Annotated in this window: 16 protein-coding genes; 4 read left to right on the plus strand and 12 right to left on the minus strand. The window is 74.2% G+C overall.

Features of this window, described 5'->3' with window-relative positions:
- The first annotated feature begins 120 nt into the window (after positions 1-120).
- Positions 121-1026 (plus strand): GNAT family N-acetyltransferase, encoded by a 906-nt coding sequence (locus EFE23_RS07215; RefSeq protein ID WP_123240119.1) that lies wholly within the window; start codon positions 121-123, stop codon positions 1024-1026.
- Here EFE23_RS07215 and EFE23_RS07220 read toward each other — a convergent pair.
- A complete protein-coding gene (locus EFE23_RS07220; RefSeq protein ID WP_123240120.1) occupies positions 1019-1537 on the minus strand; it encodes an O-acetyl-ADP-ribose deacetylase in 519 nt (172 codons plus the stop codon). The genes EFE23_RS07215 and EFE23_RS07220 overlap by 8 nt on opposite strands.
- Position 1538: 1 nt before the next feature.
- On the minus strand, positions 1539-2330 hold the full coding sequence (locus tag EFE23_RS07225; RefSeq protein WP_123240121.1) for an EI24 domain-containing protein: 792 nt from the start codon (positions 2328-2330) through the stop codon (positions 1539-1541).
- A gap of 110 nt (positions 2331-2440) precedes the next feature.
- Between EFE23_RS07225 and EFE23_RS07230 the strand changes: the two genes are divergently transcribed.
- Positions 2441-3430, plus strand: a complete 990-nt coding sequence (locus EFE23_RS07230) for a helix-turn-helix transcriptional regulator (protein WP_123240122.1) — start codon at positions 2441-2443, stop codon at positions 3428-3430.
- On the opposite strand, the gene EFE23_RS07235 is transcribed toward EFE23_RS07230, so the two are convergent.
- A complete protein-coding gene (locus EFE23_RS07235) occupies positions 3421-4335 on the minus strand; it encodes an SDR family oxidoreductase (RefSeq protein WP_123240123.1) in 915 nt (304 codons plus the stop codon). The two genes, EFE23_RS07230 and EFE23_RS07235, sit on opposite strands and share 10 nt — an antisense overlap.
- A gap of 77 nt (positions 4336-4412) precedes the next feature.
- Between EFE23_RS07235 and EFE23_RS07240 the strand changes: the two genes are divergently transcribed.
- The gene (locus EFE23_RS07240) at positions 4413-5084 is read left to right on the plus strand and encodes a nucleotidyltransferase domain-containing protein (RefSeq protein ID WP_123240181.1); all 672 of its coding nucleotides are present in this window, start codon (positions 4413-4415) and stop codon (positions 5082-5084) included.
- Positions 5085-5086: 2 nt separating this feature from the next.
- Here the strand turns inward: EFE23_RS07240 and EFE23_RS07245 are convergent, their stop codons facing one another.
- The 5 genes from EFE23_RS07245 to EFE23_RS07265 all read right to left on the minus strand — a co-directional run bounded on the left by EFE23_RS07245 (position 5087) and on the right by EFE23_RS07265 (position 8392).
- A complete protein-coding gene (locus EFE23_RS07245) occupies positions 5087-5824 on the minus strand; it encodes an alanyl-tRNA editing protein (RefSeq protein WP_123240124.1) in 738 nt (245 codons plus the stop codon).
- 11 nt (positions 5825-5835) lie between these two features.
- Entirely contained in the window at positions 5836-6723 is an 888-nt protein-coding gene (locus tag EFE23_RS07250; protein ID WP_123240125.1) for an alpha/beta fold hydrolase, read from the minus strand.
- Complete coding sequence (locus EFE23_RS07255) at positions 6720-7043, minus strand: DUF2516 family protein (RefSeq protein ID WP_123240126.1); 324 nt, start codon at positions 7041-7043, stop codon at positions 6720-6722. The genes EFE23_RS07250 and EFE23_RS07255 overlap by 4 nt, the downstream gene beginning before the upstream one ends.
- 72 nt (positions 7044-7115) lie before the next feature.
- Entirely contained in the window at positions 7116-7778 is a 663-nt protein-coding gene (locus EFE23_RS07260) for a hypothetical protein (protein WP_123240127.1), read from the minus strand.
- Positions 7775-8392 (minus strand): helix-turn-helix domain-containing protein, encoded by a 618-nt coding sequence (locus EFE23_RS07265; protein ID WP_123240128.1) that lies wholly within the window; start codon positions 8390-8392, stop codon positions 7775-7777. Before EFE23_RS07265 ends, EFE23_RS07260 begins: the two co-directional genes overlap by 4 nt.
- Positions 8393-8503: 111 nt before the next feature.
- On the opposite strand from EFE23_RS07265, the gene EFE23_RS07270 reads away from it, so the two are divergent.
- Positions 8504-9301 carry an alpha/beta fold hydrolase gene (locus tag EFE23_RS07270; RefSeq protein ID WP_123240182.1) on the plus strand — a complete coding sequence of 266 codons (798 nt, stop codon included), beginning with the start codon at positions 8504-8506 and terminating at the stop codon, positions 9299-9301.
- Positions 9302-9465: 164 nt separating this feature from the next.
- On the opposite strand, the gene EFE23_RS07275 is transcribed toward EFE23_RS07270, so the two are convergent.
- The 4 genes from EFE23_RS07275 to EFE23_RS07290 form a co-directional block, all read right to left on the minus strand.
- Positions 9466-10425 (minus strand): asparaginase, encoded by a 960-nt coding sequence (locus EFE23_RS07275; RefSeq protein ID WP_123240129.1) that lies wholly within the window; start codon positions 10423-10425, stop codon positions 9466-9468.
- 94 nt (positions 10426-10519) lie between these two features.
- Positions 10520-11347, minus strand: a complete 828-nt coding sequence (locus EFE23_RS07280; RefSeq protein WP_123240130.1) for a beta-keto acid cleavage family enzyme — start codon at positions 11345-11347, stop codon at positions 10520-10522.
- A 118-nt stretch (positions 11348-11465) separates the two neighbouring features.
- Positions 11466-12578, minus strand: coding sequence for a CAF17-like 4Fe-4S cluster assembly/insertion protein YgfZ (gene ygfZ, locus EFE23_RS07285; RefSeq protein WP_123240131.1), 1113 nt, complete (start codon positions 12576-12578; stop codon positions 11466-11468).
- Positions 12575-13003: a Fur family transcriptional regulator gene (locus EFE23_RS07290; protein ID WP_123240132.1), complete on the minus strand. Its 429-nt coding sequence runs from the start codon at positions 13001-13003 to the stop codon at positions 12575-12577. The genes ygfZ and EFE23_RS07290 overlap by 4 nt, the downstream gene beginning before the upstream one ends.
- Positions 13004-13038: the final 35 nt, after the last annotated feature.

The following is a 13038-nucleotide window of genomic DNA, read 5'->3' on the forward strand; positions in this document are numbered from 1 at the left end:
GATCCGGGGCCCCTTCCTGACACCCCGCCGCCGGCCGCCAGGGGTCGGCCGGCCCGTCCCGCCCGTACCGAGGATTAATCCGCTCGCCCGGTGGCGCGGGACGGATCTAGGGTCAGCCGGATGAGCGACGCCCTGATCCGCCCCGCCCGTCCCGAGGACGCGTCCGCCGTCGTGGCGCTGCGCGCGCTGGTCTACCCGTACCTGGTGCGCGGCGTCGAGTCGACCCGGCGCATGATCGTCCAGCCGCCGCCCGGCGAGGACTGGGCGGCCTGGGTGGCCGAGGCGGACGGGCGGCTGGTCGGCTGGGTGTCGGCGTACCGCAACTCGCAGACCTCGACCCCGGGGGTGGGCGAGGTCTCCACCCTGCATGTCGACCCGGCCCACCGGCGCCGGGGCGTCGGCACCGCCCTCCTCGACGCCGCCCTCGGTCACCTGCGGCGGATCGGCGCGACCCGGGTGCTCATCCACTGCCGCACCGAATCCCTGCCGTTCGCCCGGCGGCACGGCTTCACGCCCAGCCGCGAGCTGCGCTACTCGGCGCTCGACCTGCGGCCCGCCCCGCCGATGCCCGAGCCGCCACCGGGCGTACGGCTGCTGCCGGCCGCCGGGGTCGACCCGCGCCGGATCCACCGGGCGGACGCCGAGTCGTCGTTGGACGAGCCGGGCGACGTCCCCACGGACGTGCTCGGCTACGACCTCTGGCACCACGAGGTGTGGGACAACCCGGGGCTGGACCGGCAGGCCAGCACGGTCGCCGAGGTGGACGGCGAGGTGGTCGCCCTCAGCCTGGTCAAGCGGGACGGCGACCGGATGTGGTCGGACTTCACCGGCACCGTGCCGGGGCACCGTGGCCGGGGTCTGGGCCGGCTGACCAAGCAGGCCGCCCTGCACCGCGCCGCCGCCGCGGGGGTACGGATCGCGTACACCTCGAACGACGAGGCGAACGCGCCAATGTTGGCGATCAACGCCCGGCTCGGCTACCGGCCGGTGGACAGCCAGTGGTCCTGCCGACGCCGGCTCAGCTGAGCCCGGCGGCGACCCGTACGGCGGTCGCGTAGGTGTCCGCGCCGAGAAGCACCAGCCGGGCCTCGGCGACGTGCACCGGGTCGGCCCCGTGCAGCACGGTCAACGCCTGATGGACGGCGTCGTCGACCGGCCAGCCGTAGACACCGGCGGAGATCAACGGGAAGGCGACGGTCAGCGCGCCCAGCTCGTCGGCGACCGCCAGGCTGTTGGCGTAGCAGGCGCGCAGCAGCGCGGACCGGTCCTCGCGAGCCGCGAAGACCGGCCCGACGGTGTGGATCACCCAGCGGGCCGGCAGGTCGCCGGCGGTGGTGGCGACCGCCTGGCCGGTCGGCAGGCCCTTGCCGTAGCGGGAGGCGCGCAGGGTCCGGCACGCCTCGAGGATCGCCGGGCCGCCCCGGCGGTGGATCGCGCCGTCCACCCCACCGCCACCGAGCAGCGAGGAGTTCGCCGCGTTGACGATCGCGTCGACGGGCTGGGCGGTGATGTCCCCCTCCACCAGCATGATCTCCATGTCACCCCTCCTCGACGGGCTGCCCGAGCGACCGGCGGGCCAGCAGGGTGGCCCCGGCGACGGCGGCCGGCATGACCAGCACCGCGCCGAGCGGGATCAGGAAGCAGACGAAGACCGCGACCCCGAAGCCGAGGGTGGTCGGCCGGTCCGCCTTCAGTATCGACCGGCGGTCCGGCAGCCGCATGCCGCGCCGGTAGAAGGGCGCACCGGCCAGCTCCAGGGCGAGGAACCAGCCACCCACCAGCGCGCCGACCACCGGGACCACCGTCTGGCCCACCACCGGGAGGAAGCCGGCCGCGAAGAGGGGTACGCCGACCAGCGCGGAGATCGCCACCAGCCGCAGCGAGTCGACGATGCTGCGCCGCAGCGACGCCCAGAACGGCACGTCGACCGCGCCGGGCGTGCCGCCCAGCCGGTCCTCCACCCGCTCGGAGATCTTCTCGTAGAACGGGTCGCCGATGGCCAGGGTCACCGCGGTGAAGGTGAGCACCCCGAGCAGCCCGGCCAGTCCCACGACGGCCAGCCCGGCGACCACCCGGACCAGTCCCCGCCAGGTCCCGGACCAGTCGTCCGCGAACGGGGTGACCAGCACGGCCAGATCGTCCACGAAGTACAGCAGGGTGGCGAAGGCGGCGACGAAGAGCGCCCCGGAGATCAACGCCGGCACGATCCCCAGCAGCATCAGCCCAGGGCTGCGGACGTACAGGGCGAAGCCGCGCAGCAGCAGGCCGGCGCCGGCGACGAAGCGGGTGAGGGCGCCGGTCACGGGCGCGGCGAGGCGGGGTGCGTCCACGACCGGACAGCCTAGTGGCAGACCGCATCCCACCCGGTCAGCCCTGTTAGGAGGGGCCCCCTTTACTACCGGAGGCGTTAACAGGGGGCCCTTCCTTACACAATGGGCGGGTGCGTGCGTCCCGGCTGATCTCGTTGCTCCTGCTGCTGCAGGCGCGGGAGACGATGACCGCGGCCGAGCTGGCCCGCGAGCTGGAGGTCTCCGAACGCACCGTCTACCGGGACGTGCTGGCGCTCTCCGCGGCCGGGGTGCCGGTGTACGCGGACCGGGGCCGGGCCGGCGGCTACCGCCTGCTCGGCGGCTACCGGACCCGGCTGACCGGGCTGACCCGGGACGAGGCGGAGGCGCTCTTCCTGGCCGGGCTGCCCGGCCCGGCCGGCGACATGGGCCTGGCCGACGCGGTGGCCGCCGCCGAGCTGAAGGTGCTCGCCGCGCTGCCGCCGAGCCTGCGGGACGCGCCCGCCCGCACCGGTCAGCGGTTCCACCTGGACGTACCGGGCTGGTTCCGCGAGTCGACCCCGCCCCCGTGGCTGGCCGAGCTGGCCCGCGCGGTCTGGCGGGACCGGGTGGTCGAGCTGCGCTACCGGCGCGGCGAGCGGGAGGTGACCCGCACGGTGCAGCCGTACGGGCTGGTGCTGAAGAGCGGGGTCTGGTATCTGGTCGGCCGGGTCGGCGACGGGCACCGGACCTACCGGGTGGACCGGGTGGTCGGCGTCGAGACCGGCGCGGAGACCTTCGACCGGGACGAGGGCTTCGACCTGGGCGCGTACTGGCGGGAGCAGGCGGTGTCGTTCCTGCGCAGCATGCTGCGCGCCGAGGTCACCGTCCGGCTCAGCCCCGCCGGCCTGCGCGCGCTCCGGCACGTGGCCGAGGCCCCCTTCGCGTACGAGGAGGCGGTGGCCGGGGCGGGCGAACCCGACGGGCAGGGGTGGGTGGTGACCCGGCTGCCCGTCGAGTCCGTCCCGGTGGCGTACGACGTGCTGCTCCGGCTCGGGCCGGAGGTCGAGGTGCTGGACCCGCCGGAGCTGCGGGCGCGGTTCGCCGAGGCGGCCCGGCGCGCGGCGGCGCGCTACGGGTTCGGGCCGGAGGGTCAGCGGTAGCCCTTGTCGTCCGCCGGCTTGCCGGGCTTGATCACCTCTTCGTGATAGCGGAAGAAGTGCGGGCGGGTGCCGTCCAGGTCGGTGAAGCCGTACACCTGGGCCAGGCTGCCGGCGTCGACGGACTCGCCGTTCCAGCGGGCCCGGTCCGGGTCGGCGGCCAGGGCGGCCACCGCGCGCCCGACGAAGGCCGGCGTCTCCGACATGAGGAAGTTCGGGTCCTTCGCCGCGCCGTCGCGCCAGTTGGCCTCGGTGACCCCGAAGTGCTCCAGCATCGCCTCCGAGCGCAGCCAGCCCGGGGTGAGCGCGACCGCGGTGCACCCGTGCGGCGCCAGTTCGTGCGCCTGGGTGAAGGCGAGCCGGTTCACCGACACCTTGGCCAGGTCGTAGAAGACCGAGAGCCGGTAGTTGTCGTCGTTGTACGCCTTGGTGCCGTCACCGACCTCGACGACCAGACCGCCCAGGTGGCGGATCAGCAACGGCAGCGCGTAGTGGCTGGTGATGATGTGGGTGTCCACGGCCAGCCGCAGGGTGCGGAAGCCGGCGTCGAGGGGTTGCTCCCAGACCGGCTTCTCCCAGGTGATCAGCGGGTCGGCGCCCCAGATGTCGTTGACCAGCACGTCGAGCCGGCCCTGCTCGGTGTCGATCCGCTCGACCAGGCGGCGTACCTGGTCCCGGTCGAGGTGGTCGACCGCGACCGCGATCCCGGTGCCGCCGGCCGCGGTGACCAGCTCGGCGGTCTCCTCGATGGTCTCCGGCCGGTCGAGTTCCGAGCGGCGCTCGCGGGTGGTCCGGCCGGTGGCGTAGACGGTGGCCCCGGCGGCGCCGAGCTGGACGGCGATCTGCCGGCCGGCGCCCCGGGTCGCCCCGGCGACGAGCGCGATCTTTCCTGTCAGCGGTTTCGTCATGCCACCCACCCTCGCACCGATACCTGACAGCCCAAGTCCGGTTTTCCGGGTGATCCGGATCCGCCATCATGAGCGGCATGCACCTGCTGCTCTCCGGGATCGTCGGTTCGGTCGCGTACGGGCTGGCCGGCCCCGGGTCGGACGTGGACCGGATCGGCGTCTTCGCCGCGCCCACCGTGGCCTTCCACGGCCTGCACCCGCCGCGCGAGTCGGTGGTCACCACCGACCCGGACGTCACCCTGCACGAGGCGAGGAAGTACGCCCTCCTGGCGCTGAGCGGCAACCCGACCGCCACCGAGCTGATGTGGCTGCCCGACGACTGCTACGAGACCCGCACCGAATTCGGCGAGCGGCTGATCGCCATCCGTTCGGCCTTCCTCAGCGCGCCCCGGGTCCGCGACGCCTACCTCGGCTACGCCACCCAGCAGTTCCGCAAACTGACGACACGCGACTCCTCGACCGGCGGCCGGCGGCGTTCCGCGAAGCACGCCCGGCACCTGGCCCGGCTGCTGCACCAGGGGCGGGTGCTCTACGCCACCGGGGTGCTGGAGATCCGGCTGGCCGACCCGGAGTGGTTCCGGGCGTTCGGTGAGCGGGTCGCGGGCGGCGCGCTGGACGAGGCGGAGGCGCTGGTCGCCGCGGCCGGGCGGGACTTCGACCGGATCCGCACCCCGCTGCCGGACGGGCCGGACGAGGAGACCGTGGAGCGGTGGCTGCTCGACGTCCGGGCCGCCCACCTGCCCGGTTGAGTTCAGTCGACCAGGCGGACGCGTACCCGGCGGTTGGCCCGACCCTTGCTCTCCACCTTGACCACCTGGACCTTGCCGATCTGCGCGGTGGAGGCGACGTGGGTACCCCCGTCGGCCTGCACGTCCAGCCCCACGATGTCGACGATCCGGACCTGCTGCTCGTCGGGCGGGATCAGGTTGGACTGGGTGCGGATGATGTCCGGCAGCGCGAGGGCCTCGGCCCGCGGCAGCACCCGCACGGCGACCGCCCGGTCGGCGGCCACCTCGGCGTTGACCAGCTCCTCGATCCGGCCCTTGAAGTCCGGCGGCACCTCGGGGAGGTTGAAGTCCATCCGGGCCTCGCCGGGCTCCATGTTCCCGCCGGTGACCAGCGCGCCGAAGTCGCGGAAGACCACCCCGCAGAGCACGTGCAGCCCGGAGTGGGTACGCATCAGCATGGTCCGCCGGTCGTCCTCGACCGCGCCGGTGACGGCGGTGCCGACCGGCGGCAGCGGGTCACCCTCGGCCGGGATCAGCCACAGGTCGTCGCCCTTGCGGGTGCCCACGATCCGGGTCTGCGCCCCCTGCCACAGCAGCACTCCGTGATCCGGCGGCTGCCCCCCGCCACCCGGGTAGAAGGCCGACCGGTCCAGCACGATGCCCTGCTCGGGGTCGGCCGCCAGCACCGTGCACGCCCATTCCCGGAGGGTGGGGTCGGCGAGGTCGAGGCGGTGCGTACGGCCGTGGTGTGTGACGCCCATGACAGCGGAGGTTACCCGTTCAGGAACGTCGAGATCCGCTCGCGCAGGTCGGCGCGTTCCGTCCAGAGCACGCCCGGTCGGTCGTACACGTGCAGGGTGGCGTTCGGGAGCGCGGCGGCCAACCGCTCGGCGACCGGCACCGGGTGCAGGTCGTCCCCCGCGCAGGCGATCACCAGCGCCGGCGCGGTCACCGCGGCGAGCGCCCCGGCGTCGCGCAGCGGCGCCTGCTCCGGCAGGCTGGCCAGCCCCGGCGCGAGGCCGTCCCGGAGCAGTTGGTCGAGCCGCTGCCGCAGGTACGCCCAGCCCGCCGGGGTGTTGCGGACCGACGGCGGCAGCTCCAGCGACACCACGTCGGCCAGCGCCGAGGCGTCCCCGTCGGCCACCGCCTCCAGCAGGCCGGTCAGCCGGGTCCGGGCCACCTCACCGCGCGGCTCGTCGAGCACGGCGGGCAGGAAGAAGACGAGCTTCTCGAAGCGTTCCGGACTCTCGGCGAGCAGCCGGCAGAGCGCGCCCGCGCCGAGGCTGGCCCCGAAGGCCCGGGTGGCGCCCGCGAGGTCGGCGATCGCCCGCAGGTCACGGGCCAGTTCCAGGTAGGTCCAGGGTCCGGGGGGCGAGTCGGAACGGCCGTGCCCGCGGAACTGGAAGAAGACCTTCCGCCCGCTGACCGCGCTGCCGAACGGACGGGTGGTCGCGATGCCGTTGCCCAGCCCGTGCGCGAACACCGTCACCGGCTCACCGGTGCCGGTGACCAGTCGCTCCAGCCGTACCCCGTGCGGGGTGGTGACCAGCTCGGTCTCCGGCTCGGGCAGCGCCGGCCGGCCGGTCCGCGGTGCCCCGGGGCCGGGACCCCAGGTGCGCGGGCCGCCGTCGGGCGGCGGGGGCCAGCGGAAACCTCTCACCAGAAGCCCCGGCCGTCGTGCAGGTCGCGCAGCCCGACCCGCACGTCCAGCAGGTAGATCAGGGCGGCCGCGATGCCGACCAGCCCGAAGATGCTGATCGCGCCGCCGAATCCGAAGAACGGCAGGGTGAGCAGCATGCAGACCGCCAGGATGGCGATCCAGCCACCCTTGGGCAGGGTGCCGATCGCGGGGAACGCGTCGGAGCGCTGGGTGATCGCGTGCACCAGCGCCACTCCCTCGATGATCAGGGCGAAGACGAGCAGGAGCAGCTCGATCACATAGCGGACTTCGAACGCGAAGATCGGCGCGGCGATGGCCATGTCGGCAAGCTTATGCCGAGACCCCGGAAACGTCCGACAGGACGCTGTCCGGGGTCCCGGTCCAGATTCGACTCACTCGGCGGCGGGGCGGGTCCGCTTCGTGACCTTCGGCAGCTTGGCCGACGGGGTGGCGGGCTTGGTCGCACCGGCCTTGGCGGCGGTGGCCTTGGTGGCCCGGGTCCGCTTCACGGCGGCCGGCTTGCTCGCCACGGCCTCGGCCACCTCGGCCGGGGACGGCGCCTCGACCGGCTTCGCGGCCTCGGTGACCGGCGCGGCCTCGGTCGCCTCGATGTCGGCGTTCACCGTGTCGGCAGCCTCCAGCACGCCGGCGCCGACGACCCGCTCGCCCCGGGCGACCAGCTCGGCGTACGCCGCCAGGGCGCGCGCCTGGGCGGCCTGCGCGCCGGTCAGCACGGCGGCGGCGTTGCGGGTGGCGGCCTCACGGATCTTGTCCAGGGTGGCCACCTCGCGGAGCTTGTCCAGGTCGAGGTCGGCGGGGACGGCCTTCTCCCGCAGGCCGACGGCGGTCAGGTTGGCGGTCTTCAGCGTGGTGTTCGCCTTCTGGCGCAGCTCGACGCCGGTGACGACGGCCTTGCCGCTCAGGTCGGCGACGACCCGGGTGCCGAGGTCGCTGACCACGGTGGGGAGCTTGCGCAGCTGCTCGAGGGCCAGCTCGCCGGCGCCGGCGGCGGCGTAGACGGGGGCCGGAATGCGGTTGGTCTTCGGCTGGGTCATGACTTCTCCTCCTCGGCCGCACCGGCGGCCTTGCGGACCGCCCGACGGGCGGCCTTCTTCTCGGGGACGGCGGTGGTCGGGGTGGGTGTGGCGCCCGCCTCGGTGACGGCGACCGACTCGAGAACCGCCTCGGTCGGGGTGCCGTCCGGCGTCGTGGGGCCGGTCGCGGCCGGCGTGGCGGTGGCCGGGGCCTCCGGCGCGCTCCGGGGCTCGGCGACCTCGGCCGAGGTCGGCTCGGTGGCCGCCTGGGCGGCGGCGGTCGCCTCGGCGAGCCGGGCGTTCTCCCGGCGGAACGTCTCGTAGATCTGGGTGAGGGACTGCTTCTGGGCCATGGTCAGCTCGGGATCGACGGCGATCGCCGCGAGCACACCCTGCCCCTCCTTGTCGTCCAGCAGCCCGGCCCGCAGGTACATCGCCGGGGTGGAGACCCGCAGGGCGCTGGCCAGCTGTTGGAGCACCTCGGCGCTCGGCTTGCGCAGCCCGCGCTCGATCTGGCTGAGGTACGGGTTGCTGACGCCGGCCTGCTCGGCGAGCTGGCGCAGGGAAATCTTCGCGTTACGCCGCAGGTCGCGAATGAACCCGCCGACGTCGGGAAGGTCCTTACCGTTGGCCATGCCTCAACACTAGCTCGCGATGCTAGCTACTGCAAGCAAAGTGCTAGCCAGAGTTAGCGAGGTCACGAATTGGCGGTTGCGCACCCGGTGGACGGTCCGTACCGTGCCCCCGTGGTCAAGATCGAGGTCAACGGCACCCAGCTCGCGTACGACGAGGCCGGCAGCGGGAGCCCGGTGGTGCTGCTGCACGCCGGCATCGCCGACCGGCGGATGTGGCGGGGCCAGCTCCCCGCGCTCGCCGCCCGGCACCGGGTGATCGCCCCCGACCTGCGCGGCTACGGCGACTCGGAGCTGCCGCCGGCACCCTTCGCGCACCACGATGACGTGATCGGGCTGCTGGACGCCCTCGGCATCGCACAGGCGGCCCTGGTGGGCTGCTCCTTCGGCGGCCGGGTCGCGGTGGACACCGCGCTGGCGTACCCGGAGCGGGTCTCCGCGCTCGCCCTCCTCGGCGCGCCGGTCTCCGGCCACGAATGGACCGAGGAGACCGAGCGGCTCTGGAACGAACTGGTCGGCGACGTGGACCCGGAGGACTTCGCGGCCACCGCCCAGGGCGAGGTGCGGTTCTGGGTGGTCGGGCCGACCCGGGAGCCGGCCGACGTCGACCCGGAACTGATCCGGTTCGCCGTGGAGCTGGACCGCCGCGCGCTCGCCGCCGAGCAGGCGCTCAGCGCCGTCGAGGTGGGCGAGCTCGACCCGCCCGCCGTCGACCGGCTCGGCGAGCTGCGGATGCCGGTGCTGGCCGGGACCGGCGCGGACGACGTCGCGGACCTGCGCCGGCTCGCCGACCGGATCGCCGCCGAGGCCCCGCGCGGCGTCCGCCTGCCCGACGTCCCGGACGCCGCGCACCTGCTGCCACTGGAGCGCCCCGAGCCGGTCAACGCCGCCCTGCTCGACTTCCTCCCCTGACCGTCGCCCTGACGGGCGGGCGCCGCAGCCGGCGAGTCGCGGTGAACCGGGTCAATCTCGGGCCCGGACGACCCGACCTGCCGCATCCGGCGCGGACCAAGCCAGGCCACGCCCGCCGGAAAACCCGGACCTGCCGCATGCTGGTCGGGGTCGGGCGGGGTCGGTCACCAGACCGGGCGGACCGCCCCGACCGGGAGTCCGCCGCCGAGCAGCGGCACCTCGGCGTACTCCATCAGCACCGGGGCCTCGACGCCGAGCCGGCGCAAGGCCGCGACCAGCACCGGCATCCGGGCCCGCGCGCCGCCGTCGTCGATCTTGAGAGCGACCGCGCCGACCCCCGGCACCGCCGCCGCGATGACGCCCTCCGCGCCGACCTTCGCCAGCAGCCCCGGTACGCCCCGCATGAGCCGGGTGTCGTCGGCCTGGGTGCCGCCCACCAGCTCCGGGAACGTCCGCATCGCGTCCGCCACGGTCCGCTCCACCGTGCCCGGCTCCGCGGAGACCAACCGCAGGTACGCCCGCGCCAGCCCGGTCAGCGACACGGCGAGTACGGGCGCGCCGCAGCCATCCACCCCGACGGCCGCCGCCGGCTCGCCGGTGAACTCCTCGATGGCGGCGGACAGCCGCTGCTGGAGCGGGTGCTCGGGCAGCCAGTAGCCGTTCAGCGGCCAGCCGGCCGCGAGACAGGTGAGCAGCATCCCGGTGTGCTTGCCGGAGCAGTTCATCTGGATCCGCCGTGGCCCGCCGCCGGACCGCAGCACCGCGTCCCGCGCCGCGTCCCCGACCGGCAGGTCCGGCGGGCAGTGCAGGGCCTCCTCGTCGAGTCCGCCCCGGCGCAGCAGCCCGGCGACCCGCTCCACGTGGAACTCCTCGCCGGCGTGGCTGGCCGAGACGAGCGCCACGTCGGCCGGGTCGGTCAGCGGCAGGCCGGCCCGGAGCATCCCGATCGCCTGCATCGGCTTGTTGGACGACCGGGGGAAGATCGGCGAGGTGCCGTCCCCCGCCCCGGCCACGGGCGTACCGGCGGCGTCGAGCACCACCACGGAACCCCGGTGCAGGCCCTCCACGAACCCGGACCGGACCACCTCGGCGAGCGGCACGCCGCCCTCGTACGTCTTTCCCACGGAGTGGACGGTACCGAGAGTTCCGGAGGCGCCGGCACCGGGGTGACCAGCGGCGGCGTCCGGGGCCGTACAGGGGTGGCGGGCGGGGCGTGGCTTACAGGCCGAGCAGCGCCCGGGCCTCGGCGGTGGTCAGCGGCGGGCGCTGGGCGAGCTGGGCGAAGCCGACCGCGCGGGCGACCAGCTGCATGTTCGACTCGACCGGCCGGCCCTTGGCGTAGGTGACCGTGTCCTCCATGCCGACCCGCAGGTGACCGCCGGCCGACAGGGACGCCAGCAGCACCGGGATGGTGCTACGGCCGATCCCGGTCGCCGAGAAGGTGGTGCCCTCGGGCAGGTCGCGCAGCATCTGCTGGGCGGCGACCAGGGTCGCGGTGGTGCCCGGCATCCCGCCCGGCACCCCCATCACGAAGTCGACGTGCACGTGGCCGCCGTGCGGCAGGCCGTACTTGCCGAGCAGGCGCTGGAGCGCGGTGAGGTGGCCGAGGTCGAAGATCTCGTACTCGGGGACGACGCCCTTCTCCTGCATCCGGGTGTGCAGGTCGACGATGAACTCCCAGCGGTTCATGAAGACGTCGTCGCCGAAGTTGACCGTGCCCATGGTGCAGGAGGCCATGTCCGGCCCGGCGTCCAGCACGGCCAGCCGGTCGGCCTCCGGGTCGGTGACCGCGCCGCCGGAGGAGAGCTGCACGATCAGGTCGGTGCTCTCCCGCAGCGCCGCCACGGTCTCCCGCAGCCGGCCCTGGTCCAGGGTGGGCTTCGCCTGGTCGTCGCGGATGTGGACGTGGATCACGGCGGCGCCGAGCGCCTCGCACTCCTTGGCGGTCAGCAGCAGCTCGTCGAGGGTCACCGGCAGCGCCGGCACCTCCGCCTTGGCCGACTCCGCGCCGGTGGGGGCAACCGTGATCAACGTCCCTGTCGTCATGTCGGGATCCTAGACCGCCGGCTCGCCTCCGGTCGACAGCCGCGAGGCAACAGAAATCCGCGTCTCAGCCGCGTCAAACGGGAAATCTTCCGCTTGACGCCCGTTGAGGCGGCACCCCTTACGCCGGCTCGATGGCGGCGGCCGTCTCCCCGACCATCAGTCGGGCGTCGTCGGCGACGTTGCGCTTGACCACCGCGAGGGCGATCTGACCCAGCTCGTAGTGGTGCACCGCGGTGCCCACGAAGCCGACCGTGCGGCCGTCCAGGGTCACCGGCGTACCGGCGACCGGCGGCTGGTCGGTGGTCACCCCGTCCAGGTGCAACAGGACCAGGCGTCGCGGCGGCTTGCCCAGGTTGTGCACCCGGGCCACGGTCTCCTGGCCCCGGTAACAGCCCTTGTCGAGATGCACGGCCGGAGCGATCAGGTCCACCTCGGCCGGGATCGTCCGGTGATCGGTGTCCACTCCGGCCCGGGCGCGCCGGGCGGCCACCCGGACCGCCTCGTACGCCCACAGCCCGGCCACCGGCACCCCGGCGCCGCGCAGCTCGTCCACCACCTGGGTCATCGCCTCCCGGGGGATCAGCAGGTCCACGCCGAGCGCCACCCGTCGGGCCCACCCGCCGATCGGCAGCGGCTTCACGTCGTACACCACGGTGGGTCGGGGCGGCAGCTCACCGGAGCGGAACTTCGGGCCCGGCACCGCGACCACGTCGGGCGCGGCCAGCCCGGTGACCCCCAGGGTGTCGAGCGCGCCGGCGGCCTCCGGCCCGACCAGCGAGAGCACGGCGTGGTCGGCGGTGGCGTCGCGCGGCTCCACCTTGCTGAAGAACCGCATCCTCTCCAGGTACGACAGCAGGCCGGTGGTCATCCCCGGCTCGGTGTCCAGCCAGGTGGTCTCGCCGTCCTCGGTCACCATGGCGTGCTGGTCCACGTGCCCGTGCGGGGAGAGGACCAGCAGCTCGGTGCCCTGCCACGGGCCCAGCGCGGCGAGATGCTGGCTGGTCAGAGTGTGCAGCCAGCTGCTCCGCTCCTCGCCGGGCACCGCCACCACACCGCGGTGCGAGCGGTCGACCAGACCGACCCCGGTGGCGAGGGTGCGCTGCTCGCGCATCGGGTCGCCGTAGTGAGCGGCGACCGGGCCGACCCCGGCCGCCCGGTGGACCGGCTCGGGCTGGTCCCGGGTCTCCTCGTCGATGGCCTCGGTGGTCACCGCACCCGCGATGTCGATCATTCTCGTCCCCCGTCCTCGCACTGGCCGCAGACGCCGAAGAGCGCCACGTGCCCGATGTCGACCTGGAACCCGCGTTGCCCGGCCAACTGGTCGGCCAGCGGGCGGAGCAGCTCCGGCTCGATCTCGTCGATCGCGCCGCACTCCCGGCAGACCAGGTGTACGTGCTGGTGCTCGCCCGCCGCGTGGTACGTCGGCGAGCCGTGCGACAGGTGGGTGTGGGTCACCAGGCCGAGCCGCTCCAGCAGCTCCAGCGTCCGGTAGATGGTGGTGATGTTGACCCCGGCGGCCACCTCACGGACCGCCGTGTGCACCTGCTCCGGCGTGGCGTGCCCCAACTCCATGACCGCCTGGAGGACCAACTGCCGCTGCGCCGTCAGCCGCAGCCCACGGGAGCGGAGCAGTTCCGCGAGGGAGGATTCGGACACCGTCCGATCATAGTTCGGCCGCCGCACCGAACCGG

This window comes from Micromonospora solifontis, from assembly GCF_003725545.1.
Classification (GTDB): domain Bacteria; phylum Actinomycetota; class Actinomycetes; order Mycobacteriales; family Micromonosporaceae; genus Micromonospora; species Micromonospora solifontis.